Source organism: Microbacterium sp. Nx66, assembly GCF_904066215.1.
GTDB classification, from domain to species: Bacteria; Actinomycetota; Actinomycetes; order Actinomycetales; family Microbacteriaceae; genus Microbacterium; species Microbacterium meiriae.
The window spans coordinates 482,074-503,285 of the sequence record NZ_LR880474.1; the positions used below are offsets into that span (position 1 = coordinate 482,074).

The window sequence follows — 21,212 nt, forward strand, 5'->3', positions numbered from 1 at the left end:
GGAAAGAGAGCAGGGCCACGGTCCCTCGCCCGATATACTCGGCACATCGGGGGATCTCCCGGCGCACGACGCCGGGTGGCTGCAGGCGCGCGGTCTCCCATCAGACCGTGAGGAGCAGGAGTGGCAACGCGCATGGCCGCGACACCGCCGACGCTGGCGGGGTACAGCTACGTGCGTCCACTCGGGTCCGGCGGGTTCGCCGACGTGTTCCTCTACGAACAGGACATGCCGCGCCGCGTCGTCGCCGTCAAGGTCCTGCTCGCGGATGCCGTGAACCCCGAGGTGCTGCAGACCTTCAACGTGGAAGCCGACATCTCGGCGCGACTGAGCGCCCACCCGTCGATCGTCACGATCTACCAGGCGTCCATCTCGGCGGACGGGCGGCCGTACTTCGCGATGGAGTACTGCCCCGACACGATGAGCGCGCGGTACAAGAAGGCCCCGCTCCCACTCGCCGAGGTGCTCGACATCGGCGTCCGCATGGCCGGCGCGCTGGAGACCGTGCACAGGGCCGGGCTGCTGCATCGCGACATCAAGCCGTCGAACGTGCTCATCAACTCCCTCGGCGCGCCAGTGCTGGCCGACTTCGGCATCGCGGCCGCCGTCATCGAGGAGGGCGAGGGCGAGACCATCGCGATGTCGGTGCCCTGGAGCTCCCCCGAGGTCCTCCAGGAGCGCGTGTCCGGATCGATCCCCAGCGAGGTCTGGAGCCTCGGAGCGACGCTCTACACGCTGCTCGCCGGCCGCAGTCCGTTCGAACGCGCCGACCGCGGCTCGAACTCGCGCGATCAGCTCACGGACCGCATCATCAAGGCGCGGTACACGGCCGTGCCCGTCCCCGGCATCCCGCCGATCATCGACGACCTCTTCGCGAGCGCCATGCATCGCGACCCGGCGAAGCGGCCGGCGAGCATGGCGGAGTTCGCGGAGAAGCTGCGCTGGGCGCAGTACGAGCTCGGCATCTCGCCGACGGCCTTCGAGGCGGCGTCGGCGGAGTGGGCGGCGGCTGCTCCGGTGAACTTCTCGGACGCGACCGTCCGCGGTCCCGTCATCACCACGGTCGCGCCCGACTCCCGGAGGGCCGCGCGTGCGGCCCGTCCGCAGGTGGCACCCCGCGAGCGGGACGACGTCCCGGCGAGCACGCGCGGCCGGACCCGGTCGCCCCTGGTCGTCGGCATCGTCGGCGCGGTGATCGGCGCGGCCGCCATCGCGGGGATCGGCACCGCGGCCCTGTTCCTCACGGGGATCCTCTGATGGCGGCAGGCAACCGCACCGGCGCCGATGCCACGACCCCACCCCGGGGCAGGCTGATCGCGCTGATCTCGGGGATCCTCGCGCTCGTGGTCGTCGTGGCACTCGCGGTGACGGCGCAGGGGTATCAGTCCCAGGAGGTGCCGCGCCTCGAGCCGGCCGTCTGGGTCATGCGCGACAGCGGACAGTACGCCCGCGTCAACACCGAGCTCGCCGAGATCGACACGGTCCGCGACGTCGACGACCCCGAGGCGGTGTGGCAGAGCGGCTCCAGTACGGTGCTCTTCGCCCAGGGGAACCGGCAGCGGTGGGACGTCGATGCGGCCAGCCCCTCCGATCTGCTCGCCGACAGCTCGGAGGAGGGCACGCCGCTCGCCTCGCAGCCGACGCCCGCCGGGACGCGCGACGTGCTCTCCGCCGGGGTCTACGTGGCCTACCGGACCGACACCGGGCAGGTGTCCGTGTCGACCCTGGCCGCCGGGGCGGGGACAGCCCTCGTCGACCCGTTCGCGGAGGTCGAGGTCGAGGAGGGGGAGGACCCGCCGACCTACACCGCCGACGCGATCGGCCTCTCGCCGGACGGCCTGCTCGTCCTCTACTCCGCGGACGAGGGGGCTGTCCGCCGGTTCGACATCGACGAGCACCGCTTCCTCGGAGACGAGTCGCCGGTGGCCGACGCGCCGGAGGCGGGCGAGGGTCTGGCGATCGCGGTCGTCGGCGAGCGCTGGGCGATGCTGCAGCCGGGGTCGGGGGAGCTGTGGCTCTCCGGACGCGATGAGGTCGTCGCCCTGGACGTCGCCGAGGACGCACACCTGCAGCACGGGGCCGCCGAAGGCGATGCGGTGCTCGTCGCCGATTCCGACGGCCTCGTGTCCGTTGACCTCTCGTCCGGCGAGTCCGATCGCGTGGCGGAGGCGTCCGGCGTCCCCGCCGCACCGGTCTCCGTCCGCGGGGAGACCTACGCGGCCTGGCTCGACAGCGGCGGCGGGACGCTCTGGAGCGCGGGGGAGACCACCCCGCTGCAGGTCCCTGACGAGACGCTCGACGCGGCCGCCATCGAGCCGGTCTTCCAGGGGAACGGCGACCGCGCGGTGCTCGTCGAGACCGGGACGGGGCTCATCTGGACCGCTCCGGACGGCGTGCTGATCCCGCTCGAGCAGTGGAAGATCGAGGACGACACGGAGCAGCAGGAGGGCACCATCGTCGTCGAGGACGTGGCGGAGCAGCTGCCGCCGGTCGCGGTCGACGACGCGTTCGGCGTGCGCGCGGGGGAGCAGGTCATCCTGCCCGTCCTGCTGAACGATCACGATCCGAACAAGAAGGACGTCCTGACGATCGACCCCGAGTCGGTCTCGGCAGGACTCAGCGACCCTGCGTTCGGGGACCTCGCGCTCGTGGCGAACGGGCAGTCCCTGGTCGTCGATGTGAAGGCGGGCTCCGGCCAGGCGAGCTTCACCTACGCCGTGACGGACGGCGCGGCCGTCTCGCCGCCGGCGACCGTGACGCTGACGGTCGTCGATCCCGGCGTCAACTCGGCCCCGGTCTGGTGCGGCGTCGAGGCCTGCACGCAGGACTGGCCCGCGCCGCAGATCCTGGCCGGCGGCAGCACGATCGTCTCGGCGCTCTCCGGCTGGGTGGACCCCGAGGGCGATGCGTTCATCCTGAGCGACGCCTACGAGACGGACTCCTCGGCGCCGGTGATGGTGGCGCCGACGGACGACGGCCGGGTCGCGATCCGGCACACCGATCCGAACGCCGCGGACGCCGTGATCCCGATCACGGTCGTGGTGCAGGACGTGCACGGCGCGACCGCGGAGAAGACCCTCGAGGTCCAGGTCAGCGGCAGTCCCGCGCTCCAGGCATCGGCTGTCGCGGTGACCGCGCGCGTCGGCGAGCGGCAGTCCATCCGGATCTCCGATCACCTGTCCGGAGGCTCCGGGTCGTATCGCCTCCTGGACGCCGTCCAGACCGCCGCGACCGCGCAGGGCTTCGAGGTCACCCCGAACGCGGCCGCGGGCACCGTGGAGCTGACCGCGGCGAAGCCGGGCCAGTACGTGGTGACCTACACCGTGCAGGACGTCACGACCCAAGCCGAGCAGTCCGCCGTCATCCGCATCACGGCGGTCGACGGCTCCGCGGCGCTCGCCATGGCACCCCTGACCGCGTTCGTGCGCGAGGGTGAGGACACGACCGTCGATGTGCTCCGCGCCGTGCAGAACACCAGCGGACGCGTGCTGCTGCTGTCCGACGCCGTGAGCTCCACACCGCAGCTCAACGTCCGCGTGGTCGGCAACGAGAGCCTGCGGGTGAACGGCACGACCGAGGACGGAGAGCCCGGTCTGATCGGCACGGCCACCGTCACGGTCGCGGATGGCGCGGGCGGGGCGGTGCAGGGCACGGTGAGCGTGTTCCTCACCCCGCCGTCCACCGTCACCCGCCCGATCGTCTTCCCGGACGCGGTGACGGTGCGCGCCGGTTCGCTCACGCGCATCGAGGTCGCCGCGAACGACGTCGCGCCACGCGGGGAGCCGCTCCTCGTGCTCCCGGAGGTGACGGGATCCGGCGAGCCGGACGAGCTCGTGTTCGCCGACCGCAACGCTCTGCGGTACCTGGCACCGAAGACGCCCGGCACCTACCGGCTGACGTATTCGGTCTCGCTCGAACGGAACCCGTCGCTGTCCGACGACGGCGTCGTGACGGTCACGGTCGTCCCGCCCGGAACCAACCGCGCTCCCACACCGATCATCCTCACCGGTCGCGTCCTCAGCGGCCAGACGGTCACCGTCCCCGTGCCCACGACCGGGATGGACGGCGACGGGGACCGCGTGGTCCTCTCCGGCGTCGATCAGCCGAAGAAGGGCGGCGGCACGGCGACCATCTCGGCGAACGGCGAGGCGATCGTGTACCGGGCGCCGGCCGGCGGAGTGGACGGCGGACAGGTGTCGTTCCGCTATACCGTGCGGGATCCGCAGGGCGAGGAGGGCAGCGGCGCTGTCCGCATCGGCGTCCTCGACGCGGATGTCGACGACGCCGCTCCGGTGACGTTCAGCGATTACGTCCGCGTCGAGGCAGGATCCCGCACACCGGTCGTGCTGGACCCGCGCTCGAACGACCTCGACCCTGCGCAGAGCGAGCTCGAGATCACCGCGCTCGTGCCGAACGCGCCCCCCGTCAAGGGCAATCCGCTGTACGAGCGGCTGAACGCGCTGATCGATTCGGACACCTCCCTGAAGGACGGCCGCGTCGTGCTGCGCGCCGGGGAGACGGCGGGGACGAACTCGTACTTCTACACCGTGAGATCGACGCGGACCGGGAGCACGGCGCAGGGCCTCATCGTGTTGACCGTCACCGAGGGCACGGTCGCCGATCAGCCGGTCATCGCGGACACCGTGCTCACGGCGCGCGACCGTGACGATCTCGCGGACGGCGGTGTCGATGTCGTGACGGACCGGGTGCGGTGGCCGTCCGGCGACGTCTCGTCCCTGCGCCTGAGCCTGTGGGGTGAACAGTCCGGATACACGGTGCGGGGCAACCGGATCATCGGGGAGGCGCCGAAGGAGGGCGCGCTGGTCCCCTTCCAGCTCACCGGCACCGCCGCGGGCGGACGGGACGTGGCCGCCTACGGCTTCCTGCGGATCCCGGCGTTCGACGATATGCAGGTCCAGCTCGTCCCCGGCGCGACACCGGTCGTCGTCGACGAGGACGCGTCCGTGTCGTTCGCGGTGCAGGACTACCTCGATCTGCCGTCGTCGGATGCCGTGGAGATCGGCTCCGGCGCCTTCACCGCTCAGCGGGCCGCAGCGTCGTGCGCGGCCGACGGTCCGCGCAAGGCGGAGTACCGCGCCGGTCGTGAGGCGCCATGGTCGGACACCTGCCTGATCCCGGTGCGCCTGGAAGGTCAGAAGCGCTGGTCCTTCGTCGACGTGCCGGTCAGCATCCGTCCCTCGGAGCCCCAGCTGCTGCTCTCCTCGATCTCGCACACGATCGCCCCAGGGGCCACCGAGAGCGTCGACCTCTACGCCAACATGGCCGCCTGGGAAGGCGGACGCGAGGGCAACGCGGGCTCCCTCGAGTACCGGATCGTGTACTCGGGGTCGGCGTTCGTCGTCACGCAGAGCGGGGCGAAGCTGACGATCGAGGCGCGCGCCGATGCACGACCCGGCAACACCGAGAACGTCAGCGTGACGGTGCCGCAGTATGGTCAGCCGTCGGCCTCCGTGCGCCTGGTCGTCGGCGCGGCCCCGCCCGACGCTCCACGGGGGGCCACCTTCACGAAGCAGTGCGTCGTCACCAGCGCCAACTGCTCGATCGACGTCGTCGACGTGGCCGGCGAGTACGACCCCTTCGACGGCAAGCCGGGCTCCGGCTTGCGGCTCATGTCGCTCGGGGCAGGCGCGCGCTGCGACGTCGCCTCCATCTCGACGACCGGCACCAAGACGATCACGGCGAGCTGGCCCCGCGGCGGCCAGGCTCCGGGAGGACAGTGCGTGATCCCGTTCGTCGTGGCCGACGCCCAGGGGCGGACCGGCACGGGAACCCTCACGCTCGACCTGCAGGGCTTCCCGCAGGCGCCGGCGAGCGTGACCACCGTGGGCTTCACCCGCTCGACCGTCGTGCTGGAGGTGCCGCTCGGGGAGGCGCGGCGCGCCCACCCCGGGGTGTCCGGCGTGACCATCCTTCAGGACGGGGCCGCAGCCAACGCCTCCTGCAGTCCGGCCGGTGCCGTGTACCGCTGCACGGTCAGCGGTCTGACCAACGGCGCCCCGCACACCTTCACGGCGGCCGCGGTCAACGCCGTCGGCACCTCGGCGTCCACCTCGCCGCACACGAGCTGGGCCTACGCGGCTCCGGTCGTCGCGAACGCGACGGCCACGCCGGAGTATCGACCGGGTGTCTCGGACCGCGGGCGCGGGGCGGTCAGGGTCTCGATCGACGCCGCCGACGACGCCGTCTCGTTCCGGATCGAGGAGACGGGCGAGGTCATCAACCGCACGGGGGCGACCACCACCGCCGACATCGCGCTGTCGCCGGGAGCGCAGACCCTCACGATCGTCCCGATCAGCCAGTTCCAGCCGCCGACCGGCGGCGGGAACGAGGGTGGTGGCTTCCGCACGTCCGTGACGGTCGCCGGCTCCGTGTACTTCGACCCGGCGGCGACACAGGCGACCGCGGTCTCCAACACGGCGGTGAACGTCTCCGGCATCGCCGCGCAGGCCAACGGCAGCGCCAAGGGCGTCCAGGTCACCTACGTGGCGTGGCGGTCGGGCAACGTCAGCTGCACCGCGAACGGGGACGGCTCGCTGTCGGTCTCCGGCGGAGAGGTGCGCTCCGAGTCCCCCTCTCTGCAGGGGTTGCGGCCGTACCAGCTGTACTACGTCAAGGCGTGCGCGTCGAACGGCTACGGTGTGGCGGAGTCGTCCCCCACGAGCGTCTTCACGTTCACGTTCGTCGACGGCCCCGGTGGCGACACCACCTACACGGTCGCGAAGGACCCGCGGCGCGACGGGAACCGCTACGACTACGGCCTGGCCTCGGCGCCGCGCATCGACGTGGAGAACGGCTTCGTGCCGCAGTACTACCTCTACGGGCAGTGGGTCGGCGACTTCGCGCTCACCCCGGATTCGTCCCCGGGTCAGGTCCGCGCACGCGCCTGCCATGCCACGCAGACCGGCTCCTGCTCCGGAGAGGTGAACATCACCGCGACGACCGCACCGACCGTCGTCAACGCCGTGTTCCAGCCCTGCATGCCCGTCGTCGAGGGTGATGTCGTGACGGTGTCCGGCGCGGCACGCGGCTCGTACATCCTCGAGGTGACGCCCCTGGTCGACACCCCCGGCACCTTCGACGTGAAGCTCACGTGGACCGGCGCCTACGAAACCCTGACCCCCATCACGCATCGCGTCACGGGCCTGTGCCCCTGATCGCCGAGCACACCGACACGAATACTCTTTCCCTATGCCAGCCACCGCAGCCGCCCCCGTCACCCTCGCCCCCGAACAGGCCTCCTGGTTCGCCGAGACGTTCTCGATCCTGACCGGCAACGTCGAGCAGGCGATCCTCGGCAAGCGCCACGTGGTCGAGCTCGTGCTCGCGACCGCCGTCAGCGGCGGCCACGTCCTCCTGGAGGACTATCCGGGGACGGGTAAGACGGCGCTCGCCCGCGCCGTCGCCCAGACGGTCAACGGCACCAGCAGCCGCATCCAGTTCACGCCCGACCTCCTCCCGGGTGATGTGACCGGCATCACGGTGTACGACCAGAAGGAGGGCACGTTCGAGTTCCACGCGGGGCCCGTCTTCGCGAACATCGTGCTCGCCGACGAGATCAACCGGGCGAGTCCGAAGACCCAGTCCGCGCTGCTGGAGGTCATGGAGGAGGGCACGGTCACGGTCGACGGCGTCACCCGTGCGGTCGGCTCCCCGTTCCTCGTGATGGCGACGCAGAACCCCATCGAGCAGGGCGGCACCTACCGGCTCCCCGAGGCGCAGCTCGACCGCTTCATGATCAAGACCTCCATCGGATACCCGGACGAGGCGGCGACCATGCGCATCCTGCAGGGCGCCGGTCGCCCGAAGACGGTGCTCGACGGCATCGTGGACACCGACACGATCCTCACGATGGCGGAGATGTCGCGCGGCGTGTACGTGAACCCGCTGGTGTCGGATTACATCATGCGCATCGTCGATGCCACGCGCCGGGCGTCCGAGGTCCGTCTCGGTGCCAGTGTGCGCGGCGCCCTCGCGCTGTCCCGCCTGGTGATGACGTGGGCGGCCAAGAACGGACGCACGTTCGTCACCCCCGACGACGTGCGCGAACTCGCCGTCGTCGCCCTCGCGCACCGCCTGGTCCTCGAGCCGGAGGCCGAGTTCGACGGGGTGACGGCCGTGGCCGTCGTCGGGCAGATCCTCCTCGACGTCGAACCCCCGCGCGAGAACGGCACTGCGTGACCTTCAGCACCGAATCCCGCCTGACGCGGACGACCGCGGGCACGAGCACGTCGACGCGGACGTCCACCGTCACGCGTTACGACCGCACGCGCCGCGGTCCCGTGCGCGGCGCGGTCTTCGGCGCGCGTCGCGTCGCCCGCTCCGTGGGCCGCGCGACCAGGGCCACCGTCGGCTGGGTCCGCGAGACGGTGACCACGGCGGGCATGCTCGTGGCCGTCGCGGTGGTGCTCGGTGTGCTCGCCGGGCTGCTGTTCGGCTGGGTGGAGGCCTGGGCGGTGGCCACGATCGCGCTCGTGCTGCTGGTGGCCTGCGTCCCGTTCATCCTCGGTGCCCATGACTACCGGATCGATCTCGTGCTCGATCGCGACCGCGTCGTCGCGGGCGCCGAGATCGGCGCGACCCTGGACGTCCGCAACAACGGCGAGCGCCTCTCGCTCCCCGGTGTCGTGGACGTGCCGGTGGGCGAGGGCCTCGTCGAGGCGCACGTCCCGCTGCTGCGGCCGGAGGCGCATCATCGGGAAGAGCTGACCATCGCCGCGCACCGCCGCGGCGTCATCGACGTGGGCCCCATGACCATCACCCGCGGCGACCCGATCGGCATCCTCCGCCGCGAGCTCCGGTGGCCGGACGTCCAGCGCATCCACGTGCACCCGGTGACCGTGCGGCTCCCCAGCACCAGTGCGGGACTGATCCGCGACCTCGAGGGCACGCCGAGCACCACTCTGGTGGACGCCGACCTCTCCTTCCACGCGGTGCGCGAGTACGTCGTCGGCGACTCGCCGCGCCACATCCACTGGAAGTCCACGGCGAAGACGGGCACCCTCATGGTGCGGCAGTACGAGGAGTCCCGGCACGCGCGCATCGCCGTCATCCTGGATCTCGACCCGGAGTCGTACGCCGACGACGACGAGTTCGAGAACACCGTCAGCGCGGCCGCCTCGCTGGCGCTGCAGGGTGTGCGGGACGGCAGGGACGTGCTGTTCTCGGTGAGCAACGAGATCCCGGAGCACGGCCGCGCCGAGGTGCTGTCGATCCGTACGCTGCCCACGGTCACCCCCAAGGCTCTCCTCGACGCGACCTCCACGATCGATCAGACGGCGCGGGTGATGAGGCTCGAGGCCGTCACCGCTCTCACGGCGCAGTCGTACCCCGACCTCTCGATCGGGTTCCTGCTCACCGGGTCCGTCCTGCCGATCGAGCGTCTGCGTCACGCGGCGGTGAAGCTCCCGGCAGCCGTGGAGGCCGTCGCGGTGCGCAGTGAGCTCGGCGCGCAGCCGACGATGCGGACGGCCAGGGAGCTCGCGGTGATGACCCTCGGTGCGCTGGGCGACCTCCCCCAGATGCTCGCCCGCGGAGCGCTGCGGTGAGCGCCGGCGGGCCGAAGCGCGGACGCGCGCGATCCGGACGGGGGTTCGTGCCGTCGGCGCTCCTGCTCTGGTCTCTGGGATACGTGCTGGCCGGTGTGCTCCTCGCCACGGCGGCCGCCTGGCCCGTCTACGAGTCGTCCCGAGCCCTCGCCGTCGGGATCATCGGCGGCCTCCTCGGCATCGCCGTCGCCGTCGTCGCGCGCGTCCTCCGCTGGGGAACGCTGCTCGCCGCGGTCGCCGCGGCCGGCGTGTACCTGCTCGTCGCGGTGCCCCTCGCGATCCCCTCCGCCCTGACCTCCGTGCCCGCGTTCCTCGGCGGTGTGCGGGATGCGGTGCTCGGGGTCGTGCTGGGCTGGAAGCAGATGCTCACGCTGAATCCGCCGCTGGGGGAGTACCAGGCAGTCCTCATCCCCTTCCTCGTGGTGATGCTGTTCGGCTCATTCGTCGCCACGCTGCTCGTCTGGGGCGGGGGCAAGCGGGCGGCGGCGGCCGTCCCGGTGGTGGTGGCGATGAGCGTCTTCGGCATCGCCTTCGGTGTGAGCGGGACGTCCTCTCCCGTGACGGTGGCGGGAATCGAGCTCCCCGCGCCGCGCGAATGGCTGGTCGGGGTGGCGGTCTTCGTGGTGTCGCTGGTCTGGCTCGTCGGGCGCACGCGCCTGCAGCGCGCCGCCGCGCTGCGCAGCGTGGCGGCGGCGAACATCTCCCGTCGCGCGACCCCCGCCTGGCTCACCGTGCGCCGCCACCTCCTCTCGGCGGGGCTGGCCGTGGTCGCCCTGGCCGCGGGCTTCGCGATCGCCCCCGCCGCGGCCGGCTGGTCCGACCGCTCCGTGCTCCGCGACGAGATCGAACCCATGGTCGTGGTGCAGGAACAGCCGAGTCCGCTCAGCTCCTACCGGTCCTGGTTCTCCGGCGACACGCTGGACACGCCCGTGGCGCAGCTGGAGGGCGACCCCGGCGCCGTGGACCGCCTCCGCCTGGTGACCCTCGACGCGTACGACGGCGAGGACTTCCACATCGACGCCGACGACCGCTTCAGTCGTCTGCCGCGCTCCGCCCTCCCGGGCTCCGGCCGGGTGACGCTGGAGGTGACGATCGGCGACGCCTACCGCGGGATCTGGGTGCCGGCACCCGCCGGACTCGCGGAGGCGCCCGGATTCTCCGGGGAGCGTGCCGATGCGCTCGCCGACGGCTTCCATGTGAACGCCGACGGCGACACCGCGATCACCGTCGCCGATGCGCCCGGTGGCGGGGAGGGCCTCGTGCCCGGTGACCGCTACTCCGTGCTGATCGATGCGCCGGAGAAGCCCGGCGACATCACGGCCCTCCAGGGCGGCCGGTCGACCCTCGACGCCGATCGATACCCCGCGCTCGTCGAGTGGGCGGAGATGCAGGAGCAGCCGCGCACCGGCGCCGGCTACCTCGAGCTGATCGATCGCCTCCGGTCGCGGGGCTACCTGAGCCACGCGCTGCTCGAGGACGCCTCCGCTGCGGGGTGGATCGCGGCGCTCCAGGCGTCTGAGGGATACGCGTTCGCGCCCAGCTACGCCGGACACTCGGCCGCGCGCATCGAGGAGCTGTTCACCGAGCTGACGGAGCAGGAGCGGCGGGCCGGTCCCGACGCCGACCCCGAGCTGCTCGTGTCGGCGGTCGGTGACGACGAGCAGTTCTCCGTGGCCGCGGCGCTCCTCGCGCAGCACTGGGGTCTCGAATCCCGTGTGGTGCTGGGCGCACGACTCGCGACGGCGGAGGAGGTCCCGGGGATCCCGGCCTGCACCGAGGTCTGCACCGGCGCGAACATGAGCGCCTGGGTCGAGGTGCGTGCGTCGGGCGACGAGTGGATCCCGGTCGATGCGACGCCGCAGTACGCGATGCTGCCGAGCGCCATCACCGAGGGAGAGCAGCTGCCGGAGCACCCGACCGTTCCGGAGCAGCCGCGGTCCGAGGCACTGGACCCGCCGCAGGCGCAGAGCGACGCGAACAACGACGCGCCCCCGCTGGAGGAGCCGGGCTCGGAGGTCCTCGCCTTCCTGCTGCCGATCCTCAAGGGCGTCGGACTGGGGCTGCTCGCCCTGCTCCTGCTGGCCCTGCCGTTGCTCGTGCTCCTCGTCGCGAAGAGCCGACGTGCACACGCGCGCCGCACGGCCCCGGACCCCGAAGTCCGGCTCGCCGGCGCCTGGGAGGAGCTCGCCGACGTGTACGCCGACCACGACGTCCCCATGGTCGCGCACGGCACCCGGACGCAGCGCGCACAGTCGAGCGGTCGTGCGGCCGCGCAGCGGCTGGCCGCTCTCGTGGACCGCGCCGTCTTCGCCGAGCACCCGCCGACTCCCGACGACGCGACGGCCGCGTGGACGATCGTGGATGCGGAGCGGACGGAACTGGCGAAGGCGGGGACGCGGTGCCAGCGCCTGCGCACACGTGTGCGGCCGACGTCTTTCGTCGCGAGGGCGCGCTCTCTGCGCCTCCCCGGCTTCGGCGCGCGACCCACGCTCGGTACGCTCGGAGGGACCGGTTCACTGGATGACCGGAAGAAGGGGGACTCATGACCGCGCCCGCGGACTCCGGTCCGGCCACGATGCTCGCCATCATCGTCGGACTCGGCCTGCTCGTCGGCCTGGCCGTCTACGTCTGGTACGCCCTCGCCCTGTCGCGGCTGTTCCCCCGCATCGACGGGGAAGGGTGGAAGGGGTGGGTGCCCGTCCTCAACGAGGCCGAGATCCTCGCCCGCGGCGGAGTGCCGGCCTGGTCGGTGGTCTTCTACTTCATCCCGCTCGTGCAGCTCTACGGGATCTATCTCAAGGTCGTCGCCACGCATCGCATCAACCGGCGGTTCGGGCGGGGCGCGGGGATGACGGTCCTCGCCATCCTCCTGCCGCCCGTGTGGGCGACCATCCTCGCGTGGGGCCCGGCGCCCTATCCGGAGGGGGACCGACTCGCGGCGCTCCAGCCGGGTCCGCGCCGTAGTGCTCCGCCTTCCGCGGCTCCCGCGCGCGACGCTTCGGGGTACACGATCCCCTCCCTCGCTCCGGCGGGGAACGGATCGCCGGAGGCGCCGTCGCTGATCTTCCCGGACTACGCCGCGCCGCCCGCGGTCGCTCCGACCCCACCCCCGGGTGCCCCGCCGACCGCGGGTGCGCCGCAGGGCGAGCCCGCGGCACCGAGGTCGTTCGCGCCGCCGGTGTTCGCTCCGCCTGCCGCGCCGCCGGCTCCGTCGTCCTCGACGCCGTCTCCGTCGTTCGCACCACCGGCGCCGCCCGCGCCGTCGCCCGCGGCTGCTCCCGTTCCGCCGGCTGCGCCCGTTCCGCCGACTGCCTCGATTCCGCCTGCTGCCCCGGTTCCGCCGGCGGCGCCCGTGCTTCCGCCCGCGGTGGCTCCGACACCACCCTCCCCGGCCGCACAGCCGACGCCCTCCGCTCCCGCGCAGCCGACGACCGGCATCATGGCCGCGATGGGCGACGTACCGCCGGCCGCCCCGCAGCCCGCGCCGGCCCCTGCTCCCTCCGTGGACTCGCCGCCGAGCGAGGAGCCCGCTGCCCCCGCGCCGGCTCCGGAGGCGAACCGTGTCGTCCGACCCGTGCCGCCCTCGTTCCGCGACGGCGGTCAGCCCGAGGCCCCGCAGATGCCCACGATCCGCCCTGTTCCGTCGATGACGGCTGCGGCACCCGCGGCGGAGCAGAGCGCGCCGGCGCCTGCCCCCGCGACAGAGGCGCTCGCGGTCCCGGGCGGTCTGGTCCCCGACGTCGACAAGACCGTGGTGACACCGCGCCCGACCGACGACGACCTCGATGCCACGGTGGTGGTCGCCCGCAAGCGCGGCGTGCGGCGGGTCCTCGTGCTGGACGACGGTCGCCGGTTCTCGCTGTCCGGTGCGAGCGTCGTGATCGGCCGGAACCCCACAGGCGAGCCGGGCGAGCAGCGGCTGGCCATCCCGGACACCACGCGCACGCTGTCGAAGACCCACGCCCGCCTGGTGGTGCAGGAGGACGAGTGGCGACTGACCGACCTGCACGCCACCAACGGCGTCGTGGTGGTCGCGGACGACGGCTCGGAGACCCTCCTGGACGCCGGGGAGAGCGTGGTCGGCACCGGCCGGTTCATCCTGGGCGAAGTGGGCATGCACGTCGTCGCGGAGCGCGATTCGTGACCGTGGAATCCGTCGTCCTCCGGGTCGCCGCGCTGACCGACACCGGGCTCACGCGGACGGCCAACGAGGATGCGGTGCTCGACGCACGCCCGGTCTTCCTGGTCGCCGACGGCATGGGCGGTCACGACGCCGGTGACCGCGCCAGTGCGGCCGTCGTCGCCGCCTTCGAGCCGTTGCGGGGGCGAGCGGTCGACGTCGGCGACATCAGCGACGCTCTGAGCCGTGCCACGGCCGTGGTCGAGGCGATCGCCGCCGCGCACAAGCGCGGCGCAGGCAGCACCGTGACGGGTGTGGCCCTCGTGGAGCACGAGCGCGCGCCGCACTGGCTCGTCTTCAACGTCGGGGACTCCCGGGTCTACCGGCACCACGGCACCGAGCTGGCGCAGCTCACGATCGACCACTCCCTCGGGCAGGAGCTCGTCGATGCCGGAGAGCTCCGCCCCGAGGACCTCGCCTCGTTCTCGCGCCGCAACGTCATCACGCGGGCGGTCGGCGCTCCGGACAGCACCGCGGACAGCTGGCTCCTCCCCGTCGTCGACGGTGAGCGGCTCCTGCTGTGCTCCGACGGGCTCACCGGCGAGGTCAGCGACGAAGCCATCCGTGCGACGCTGACCATGAACGGCCGTCCGGAGACAGCGGCGGCGGCTCTGGTGCGCCGCGCGCTGCAGGGCGGCGGACGCGACAACGTCTCGGTCCTCGTGATCGACGTCATCTCCGGCGGCGCGCGGCCCCGTCCCGACGACGCGGCGGGCGGACGGGCCGCGGTGTCCGCGCTCACCGACTCGATGCTCGACGGCACGACGGTCCCGGTGCGAGCGCGATGAGCGACGATGAGGTCGAGGAGACCGTCATCCTGACGCGGCGGGATCGCCGGCGGGCCGAAGCGGCCGTCGACCCGGTGCCCCCGGCGGCCGATGACACCTCGTCCGCCGTCGACGAGGCGACCATCGTGGTGGATCGCGCGAAGACGGCTCCGGCTCCCGACCGGACCGACGATGCCGCAGTGGACGCGCCCGAAGGCACCGTCGCCGATGAGCCGGACGATGCCCGGCCCGAGGACGCCGCGGGCGAGGCCATCGACGACGCGACCGTGGTCGTCGATCGGTCCGCACCTCCGGCGGCCGACGCCCCCGAGGACGCCACCGTGGCGGTCGCGCGCCCGGCTCGACGCCTGCGGCGGAAGAAGGGTGCCGCCGCAGCAGGCGACGGCATCGCACCGAAGACCGCGGGGCCGCGGTTCACGGTCGATTCCTTCGCCGCCCCGGACGGCGCACCGGCCCCCGCGATCTACAAGCCCCGACCGGCACCCCGCACCCCCGTCGCCCCGCCCGTCGTCGTCGGGGCGGCCGCACCCACGCGGGTGGTGGAGCCCGGGCTGCCCTCCGTCGCCAAGCAGGCGCAGCGGTGGAGCGTCTTCACCCTCGCTGCGACCGTCGGCGCGAGCGTCGTGTCGGTGGCCGGTCTCGTGGTGCTGGGCTTCGTCGTCTTCGGCTGAGGAAGCAGGCGCCGTGCGGTCCTCGCTAGGGTGGGACGTCGGTGGAGGGGACGGACGGATGGATCAGGGTGTGAAGCGGTCGGCGACGACGAGCAGCACGTCGCGCAGGCCACGTGTCGCCGGCGTGTTCGCCCTTGTGTTCGGTGCTCTGACGACGATCGTCGCGATTCCCTCGCTCGTCGCGGCGGGGACCGACCCGGGATTCCTCTTCGCGGGTCCGGTGGCTCTGGTCGTCGCAGCGGTGTCGTTCCTCTTCGCCGGCTTAGCCTTCCGGTTCGTCCGGGAGCCGTCGACGACGCTCACCGCGATGACCCCACTGCTCTGGCTCGTCGCGGCGGCGCTCTTCGTCGGTGTGCTGGGCAGCATGGGGGCCTTCGTCTACGGTCAGGTCGTTCAGAACCAGCAGAGCGCGGCCGTCGGGCTGCTCCTGCTCCCGTTGGCGGGAGGTGTCATGATCACCGGTGCGGTGCTCGTGGGGGCGGTCGTCAGGGCGCGACGGGCGGCAGCCGCCGGCCGGTGAGTCGGCCTCTGACTCTCAGACCTCGGGCTCGGGGCGGTCGAGGAGGCCGCCCTGTCGTTCGACGTCGGCCGCCGCGTCGGGCGGGGACTCCCGGCGTCGCCGGAGCACGATGAGGATGCCGAGGACCCCGAGCAGGGTCGCTCCGGCGATCGCGGCGATCAGCGCCACCTCGCGGGTGAGGATGAAGGGCGGCACGCCGTGGTCGGGGTCGACGCTCACGACCGGGGGTCGCACCGCGCTCTCCGCGGTGTCGAAGAAGGGGCTGACGGGCCCGCGCGTGGTGGGGTCGGGGAGGAGCTGGATGGCGGCCGACGGCCGGATGAAGCCCCAGCCGTTCACGTCGTCGCGGTTGTCGGCATCGGCGCGGAGTGCCGTGGCCGTCAGTCGATACGCCCACCCCGCCGGAGGATCGTCCGGGTGTGCCTGGGCGACCAGCGCGGCCGCCGCGCTCACGTAGCCGGTCGCGAAGCTCGATGCCGGGGCGTCGGAGGCGAACAGGCAGTCGCCGCCGCCCGTCGCCGCGGTGAGGACATTCGCGCCGGGGGCCGTGACGCCGACCTGCGGCCCGTGGATCGAGCTGTCGGTCGCGAGGCCGTTGGCGTCGGCCGCGCTGACGCCGAGGGCCTGTTCGTAGGCGGCGGGATACCGGGCTCCGTCTTCCGCCTCGGGGTCGGAGGCCCTGTTGCCGCCGCTGGCGACGACGAGCGCTCCGACGGCAGCCGCGTGCTCTACCGCCCCGCGCAGCGCAGGCGAGTCCGTCTCCTGTGACGACGAGACGTTGATGATGTCCGCGCCGTTGTCGGCCGCCCAGTTGATGCCGTCGGCGAGGCGCTGGGCGCTCGGGCCCCACCCCTTGTCGACGTCCTGCGGCGAATCGCTGCGGAACGCGCGCACGGACAGCAGGCGCGCGTCGGGGGCGAAGCCCACGACACCGGAGCCGGAGACGGGCTGCGCCGCGATCTGCCCGGCGATGGCCGTGCCGTGCCCGGTCAGATCGCTCAGGCCGTCAGCGCGTTCGCCGTCGCCGACGAGGTTCACGCCGCCGACGACGACGCCGGCGAGGTGCGGATTGCCGGCGTCGATCCCGGAGTCGACGACCGCGACGACCACGCCCTTCCCGGTGGCGAGACGGTTCGCATCCTCCGCCCCGAGGGCCGTGAGTGCCGACGGCGCCTCCGCAGCGAACACCACGGTGCCGGGCTCGCAGGCACCGGTCGCCATCGACACGATCGTCGTGGGGGCAGCCGGCGCGGCCACCGCGGCGGCCGGCGTCCCCAGCACGGCAACACCCACCACGAGGGTGGCGAGAGCGGCACGGCGGCGCATCACTCGTCCCCGGAGCCGGGCGACTCTCTCGCGGCCTCGGTGGTCAGCGCCGGCCCGGCGGCGAAGAAGTCGATCCACGCGCTCGGCACCCGTCCGACGTCGCCCGGGGTGTAGCCGAGCTGTGCGAGTGGTCCGCTCGCCGCGTCTTCGGCCGACTCGTCCAGGACGGCGCCCGGGACGGCGTAGGCGGTGCCGGACTCGTCGACGAGCACGGCCATGCCCACCGCTTCGTCCGACGGGCCGCTCGTCTGCACGAGGGCGCCGCCGCCGACGGTGACGCCGACGCGGTCGCGACCTTCCGGCAGCTCGGTGCTGGTGGACCCGAGGACGGTGCGGGCGTCGTCACCCAGGACCGCGCACGGCGTCTCGTCGGATGCGAGCGGCGTCAGCGGAAGCGTGGGCCAGTCGTCGCCACCGGCGTTCGGCACGGTGGGAACGTCGGCCACTTCCGCCGGCGACACCTCTTCCTCGTCCGTGCCGGCCTCCTGCGCACTGCCGAGCAGGTAGAGCTGGTACGCGAGCGGGCTGAGGCGCGCGAGCTCTCCGGTCGCGAGCGCGACGTAGCGCTCGTCCGCGGGGCTGCCCTGCACGTGCACGATCGTGCCCGCCGTCAGGTCGGTCCCCGGCACCTGGGCGCCGACGGCGTTCAGTCGGATCGGCTCCAGATCGGCGCCGCTCTCGAAGAGGTTGAGCCAGCGCCCGTCGACCTCGATGACGTCGCTGGTGCCGAGGCCGACCGCGCGCAACACCGCGTTGGCGTCGTCGGCGGGGACGGCGTATCGCAGGCCGCCGGCGATCACGAAGAGCTCGTCGCCACGCTGCACCACAGCGCCCGTGCCCGTCGACGGTGCCGCGATCGGCGCCCCCGACAGCGAGACCGCGGTGCCGGCGGCGTCGTCGACGCACGCCGTCCATGCCGTGTTGATCAGGGCACTCGGGGTGGGCAGGTCGTCGGGCGCGCCGAGGATGCCGATCGAGCCGCCGACCGGGATGCCGTCGAGGGCGGCCTGATCCGTGCGCACGACCTTGAACTCGCCGGCGGGGATGAGCAGGCGGGCGCTGGCGGTGTTGATGACGGGGTACAGCGTCCCCTCGACCGAGACGTAGCGGGCGCCCGTGTCGGTGGCGACGATGAGGCGGTTGTTCTGCCAGTCGCCCGGGAGGCCCGGCTGCATGATGCCCCAGAACACGCCGACGAGGATCACGCCGACGGTGAGGGCGATGCCCGCGATCACGGCGCGCAGCGGCTTGGCGGGTTCGAGCTCCTTGCCGCCGGGGGCGCCGCCGGTGAAAGCGGAGAGGAGTCGTCGTCGGCTGAAGCCCTGGGCCTCGATCAGGTCCTTCTTGGTCGCCATCGGTCAGACGAGCCCCGCCGTGATGACCCCGAGCGGGAGCAGGAGGGCGAGCGCGACGACCTCGACCGTGTCGCCGAGCCGCGTGAGGCGGAGGCGGGCCTTGGGTGTGAGCAGCGTGAGGCCGATGAGGACCACGGTCGCGACCACGAGGATGAGCAGCATCCAGGTGCGCACGTCGGGGAGGGCGAGAGCGACGGTCACACCGGTCGCGGCGAGGCCGATGGCCCCGATCGCCATCAGCACGAGCACCCCGAGACGGGCGTGCATCTGCCGCGACTGGAACATCATGCCGACGAAGGCGAGCACGCACAGCACGGCGCCCGTGACACCGCTGGCGGCGACGAGCGGGGTCGCGATCAGGGCGGCGAGGCCGAGCGCGGCACGGAGCGCGATCAGCGTGCGGGTACCGGCCGCGGCGCGACGCTTCACCTCCTCGGCATCGATGGGCTGCGGTGCGGAGAACATGTCGGCATCACTCTGCGGCGAGATCACCCGGATGCGGGTGGAGCTCAGGGCCAGCCACGGGATGCCGTTCGCGAGCAGCGCCGTGGTCGCGAGCATCAGGGCGTACGAGGCGAGCGGATCGCCGAAGACCGCGGCCGCCGTGGCCGTGATCCCGACCGAGGCGCCGAGGGCGATGGGCACGAGGTGGATCTCGGGCTTGTCCTGGGTGACGGCCAGGCTGAGGCCTCCGACGACGACGAGTCCGAGCCCGAGAGCGGCGAGCGGCCAGCCCCAGATGCTCTGCGCGGGGACCGCGAGGTAGCCCGCGAGCCCGCCGTACGCCGCGGCGGTGAGGCCGAGCGCATGACCGGCCTCGGGCTGCCGCAGCCGCATCAGCACCGCGGCCGCGACGCTGAGCACGACCGCGCCCGATCCCGCGATGATCGCCGGGAGCAGAGACGTCGGCGGCGTCGCGACGAGGAGCACGGCGCAGAGGGCGAGGAAGGTGAGGCTGACGAAGAGGGCGGTGCGGGAGCTGTCCGCGGGCGTCCAGGAGTTGTGCTGCTCCGCCGTCGCGTCGATCACGGCTTCCACGACGTCGTCGTAGATGCGCGGCTCGCGCATGAGCCCGCCGCGCACCAGGGTCAGCAGCTCGCCGTCGTGCACGCCCTGGGCCGCGGCGCCGCGAGCGGGGTCGAGGGGCGTGCCGTCCGCCCGCTGCAGCGCGTATCCGCCGTGCGTGAGGGTCGGATCCAGCACGCCCAGACTCCGAGCGAAGCCGGGGATGATCTCGACCAGGGGGACCTGCGATGGCACCCCCACGTCGAGCCTGCGGTCGTCGCTGACCACGGAGATCCGCAGCACGGTTCCTGCCACGGTGCCGCTCTGGCTCATATCGGTGGTGTCCCCCCACGTGTGCGATGCTCTCCCGCCGCAGGCGTTGCGGGGGTCCGGCCCGGACTCACTCTAGTTGACAGGCCAGATACTATCTGTTGCGAACGCGTGGACGAGCGATGGCGGCGTCGCGCGACCGGAGGAAGGCGGGGGAGATGTCGGAAGAGATGAAGATCGGCGGCTCGCAGATCGAGGCGCTGGTCGGTGAGCTCCGTGGGGCGCGCGACGAGATCGCGCGACTGCTCGGCGACCTGCAGGCGAGCCTGGACCGGCTCGCAGGTGAGTGGAGCGGCGAGGCCCATCGCGCATATGCGCACGCCCAGGGGCGCTGGAATGTACTGATGCAGGAGATGCAGGACGAGCTCGACCGCGTGCAGCGACGGACCGGGGACTCGAACGACGTCTTCGCGAACGCACAGCGGTCCACCAAGAGCTTGTGGAGTGAGGCATGACGAATCACGATTCGACGCATGAGCGTCTGGGAGCCCTGCGCGCGGCGGACCCCGAGATCTGGACAGTGTCCGACGATGATGGGCTCGTACAGGTGTCGGTCGGGGCCGACGGTGCGTTCGACCTGCTGCGCCTGTCGCCGCAGTGGTGGCGATCGGTGCGCGCGGAGGATGTCGGTCCGCTGATCCTGCGGCTGTTCCGTGCGAGCGAGGCGTCCAGGAATCAGACGAAGGTGGAACTGGAAGAGGAGCTGGGGAACCGCGCCTCAGCGGGCGAGACCGCCCCCACCGTGGAGACGCCGAGAACGCAGGGCCGCGCCGCCCTCAGCGCTCGGCTCGGCAACCTTCTCGCCGCGTTCTCGGAACTCGATGACTATCGGCGATCCGTCGAAGCAGCGACGCGCGAGTCGATTCAGCTGCGCAGCCCGTCGGGAAACGTGACGCTCGAGCTGGTCGGCGGGACTCCTCGCGCCCTGGACGTCGACCCCTACAACGTCCAGTTCACGCCCGAACAGACTCTCGCGTCCGAGATCGTCGGACTGTTCCAGGAAGCGGACCATTGGCTGCGTGATCAGCGTGACCGCGTGCTCGGTGACCTGCCGGAGCTCGAGGCGGTCGTGTCATCCGTCCGCGCCCGCACCCACCCCTCGCACTGACCACCCCTGCACCCGCATAGCGACGACGGAGGACCATGAGTTACGAAGACTATGAGGCGGCGCTCGAAGATCTCGAGGCGGACTCGAAGGTGTGGAGCGACCTGTCCACGACGTACGGCGAAGTGGCCGGGATCGTCGAGGAGTGCGCACTGGCCCGATTCGAGATGGACGGAATCGGACACATGGTCGGTGCCGAAGAGAACTACAACACGGCGCAGGACACGATCTCGACGCTCGTCGACGATGCCAAGATCGCGCTCCAGGCCGTGTCGGACAAGCTTGTCCAGACGAAGCGGAACTACGAGGCGGCCGACGGCTACTCGCAGTGGTTGCTGGATCAGGGCTGAGCCGGAGCCTCGGAGAGGA

15 protein-coding genes are annotated in these 21,212 nt (G+C 72.4%); 12 read left to right on the forward strand and 3 right to left on the reverse strand.

Annotated features, from left to right (window positions below; all coding sequences use genetic code 11):
- Positions 1–120: 120 nt before the first annotated feature.
- Genes MICNX66_RS02160 through MICNX66_RS02200 form a run of 9 tightly spaced genes read left to right on the forward strand, consistent with a single transcriptional unit; the run spans position 121 to position 15,722 of the window.
- Positions 121–1,254: a serine/threonine-protein kinase gene (locus MICNX66_RS02160; RefSeq protein WP_232089163.1), complete on the forward strand. Its 1,134-nt coding sequence runs from the start codon at positions 121–123 to the stop codon at positions 1,252–1,254.
- A complete protein-coding gene (locus MICNX66_RS02165) occupies positions 1,254–7,172 on the forward strand; it encodes an Ig-like domain-containing protein (protein ID WP_187663145.1) in 5,919 nt (1,972 codons plus the stop codon). Before MICNX66_RS02160 ends, MICNX66_RS02165 begins: the two co-directional genes overlap by 1 nt.
- Before the next feature lie 34 nt (positions 7,173–7,206).
- Complete coding sequence (locus MICNX66_RS02170) at positions 7,207–8,196, forward strand: AAA family ATPase (protein ID WP_187663146.1); 990 nt, start codon at positions 7,207–7,209, stop codon at positions 8,194–8,196.
- Positions 8,193–9,563, forward strand: a complete 1,371-nt coding sequence (locus tag MICNX66_RS02175) for a DUF58 domain-containing protein (protein ID WP_187663147.1) — start codon at positions 8,193–8,195, stop codon at positions 9,561–9,563. The genes MICNX66_RS02170 and MICNX66_RS02175 overlap by 4 nt, the downstream gene beginning before the upstream one ends.
- Before the next feature lie 47 nt (positions 9,564–9,610).
- Positions 9,611–12,109 carry a transglutaminase-like domain-containing protein gene (locus MICNX66_RS02180; protein WP_232089164.1) on the forward strand — a complete coding sequence of 833 codons (2,499 nt, stop codon included), beginning with the start codon at positions 9,611–9,613 and terminating at the stop codon, positions 12,107–12,109.
- Positions 12,106–13,707: a DUF5684 domain-containing protein gene (locus MICNX66_RS02185; RefSeq protein ID WP_187663149.1), complete on the forward strand. Its 1,602-nt coding sequence runs from the start codon at positions 12,106–12,108 to the stop codon at positions 13,705–13,707. Before MICNX66_RS02180 ends, MICNX66_RS02185 begins: the two co-directional genes overlap by 4 nt.
- Positions 13,704–14,531, forward strand: coding sequence for a PP2C family protein-serine/threonine phosphatase (locus tag MICNX66_RS02190; RefSeq protein ID WP_187663150.1), 828 nt, complete (start codon positions 13,704–13,706; stop codon positions 14,529–14,531). The genes MICNX66_RS02185 and MICNX66_RS02190 overlap by 4 nt, the downstream gene beginning before the upstream one ends.
- Positions 14,528–15,202, forward strand: coding sequence for a hypothetical protein (locus tag MICNX66_RS02195; protein ID WP_187663151.1), 675 nt, complete (start codon positions 14,528–14,530; stop codon positions 15,200–15,202). The genes MICNX66_RS02190 and MICNX66_RS02195 overlap by 4 nt, the downstream gene beginning before the upstream one ends.
- 58 nt (positions 15,203–15,260) lie before the next feature.
- The gene (locus MICNX66_RS02200; protein ID WP_187663152.1) at positions 15,261–15,722 is read left to right on the forward strand and encodes a hypothetical protein; all 462 of its coding nucleotides are present in this window, start codon (positions 15,261–15,263) and stop codon (positions 15,720–15,722) included.
- 15 nt (positions 15,723–15,737) lie between these two features.
- Here MICNX66_RS02200 and MICNX66_RS02205 read toward each other — a convergent pair whose 3' ends face one another.
- Genes MICNX66_RS02205 through eccD form a run of 3 tightly spaced genes read right to left on the reverse strand, consistent with a single transcriptional unit; the run spans position 15,738 to position 19,741 of the window.
- Positions 15,738–17,048: a S8 family serine peptidase gene (locus tag MICNX66_RS02205; RefSeq protein ID WP_187663153.1), complete on the reverse strand. Its 1,311-nt coding sequence runs from the start codon at positions 17,046–17,048 to the stop codon at positions 15,738–15,740.
- Positions 17,048–18,403 carry a type VII secretion protein EccB gene (gene eccB, locus MICNX66_RS02210; RefSeq protein WP_187663154.1) on the reverse strand — a complete coding sequence of 452 codons (1,356 nt, stop codon included), beginning with the start codon at positions 18,401–18,403 and terminating at the stop codon, positions 17,048–17,050. The genes MICNX66_RS02205 and eccB overlap by 1 nt, the downstream gene beginning before the upstream one ends.
- Before the next feature lie 3 nt (positions 18,404–18,406).
- On the reverse strand, positions 18,407–19,741 hold the full coding sequence (gene eccD / locus MICNX66_RS02215; protein ID WP_187663155.1) for a type VII secretion integral membrane protein EccD: 1,335 nt from the start codon (positions 19,739–19,741) through the stop codon (positions 18,407–18,409).
- Positions 19,742–19,896: 155 nt separating this feature from the next.
- On the opposite strand from eccD, the gene MICNX66_RS02220 reads away from it, so the two are divergent.
- The 3 genes from MICNX66_RS02220 to MICNX66_RS02230 are packed head-to-tail and all read left to right on the forward strand — an operon-like array spanning position 19,897 to position 21,193.
- Complete coding sequence (locus MICNX66_RS02220) at positions 19,897–20,193, forward strand: WXG100 family type VII secretion target (RefSeq protein WP_187663156.1); 297 nt, start codon at positions 19,897–19,899, stop codon at positions 20,191–20,193.
- A complete protein-coding gene (locus MICNX66_RS02225; RefSeq protein ID WP_187663157.1) occupies positions 20,190–20,846 on the forward strand; it encodes a hypothetical protein in 657 nt (218 codons plus the stop codon). The genes MICNX66_RS02220 and MICNX66_RS02225 overlap by 4 nt, the downstream gene beginning before the upstream one ends.
- A 35-nt stretch (positions 20,847–20,881) precedes the next feature.
- Positions 20,882–21,193, forward strand: a complete 312-nt coding sequence (locus MICNX66_RS02230) for a hypothetical protein (protein WP_187663158.1) — start codon at positions 20,882–20,884, stop codon at positions 21,191–21,193.
- Positions 21,194–21,212 lie beyond the last annotated feature (19 nt).

Excerpts from the sequence above, each read along its gene's own strand:
- MICNX66_RS02205 (WP_187663153.1), bottom strand. The coding sequence starts at position 17,048 with ATGCGCCGCCGTGCCGCTCTCGCCACCCTCGTGGTGGGTGTTGCCGTG.
- MICNX66_RS02185 (WP_187663149.1), top strand. The coding sequence starts at position 12,106 with ATGACCGCGCCCGCGGACTCCGGTCCGGCCACGATGCTCGCCATCATC.
- MICNX66_RS02170 (WP_187663146.1), top strand. The coding sequence starts at position 7,207 with ATGCCAGCCACCGCAGCCGCCCCCGTCACCCTCGCCCCCGAACAGGCC.
- MICNX66_RS02225 (WP_187663157.1), top strand. The coding sequence starts at position 20,190 with ATGACGAATCACGATTCGACGCATGAGCGTCTGGGAGCCCTGCGCGCG.
- MICNX66_RS02220 (WP_187663156.1), top strand. The coding sequence starts at position 19,897 with ATGTCGGAAGAGATGAAGATCGGCGGCTCGCAGATCGAGGCGCTGGTC.
- MICNX66_RS02230 (WP_187663158.1), top strand. The coding sequence starts at position 20,882 with ATGAGTTACGAAGACTATGAGGCGGCGCTCGAAGATCTCGAGGCGGAC.
- MICNX66_RS02165 (WP_187663145.1), top strand. The coding sequence starts at position 1,254 with ATGGCGGCAGGCAACCGCACCGGCGCCGATGCCACGACCCCACCCCGG.
- eccD (WP_187663155.1), bottom strand. The coding sequence starts at position 19,741 with ATGAGCCAGAGCGGCACCGTGGCAGGAACCGTGCTGCGGATCTCCGTG.
- MICNX66_RS02200 (WP_187663152.1), top strand. The coding sequence starts at position 15,261 with ATGGATCAGGGTGTGAAGCGGTCGGCGACGACGAGCAGCACGTCGCGC.
- eccB (WP_187663154.1), bottom strand. The coding sequence starts at position 18,403 with ATGGCGACCAAGAAGGACCTGATCGAGGCCCAGGGCTTCAGCCGACGA.
- MICNX66_RS02195 (WP_187663151.1), top strand. The coding sequence starts at position 14,528 with ATGAGCGACGATGAGGTCGAGGAGACCGTCATCCTGACGCGGCGGGAT.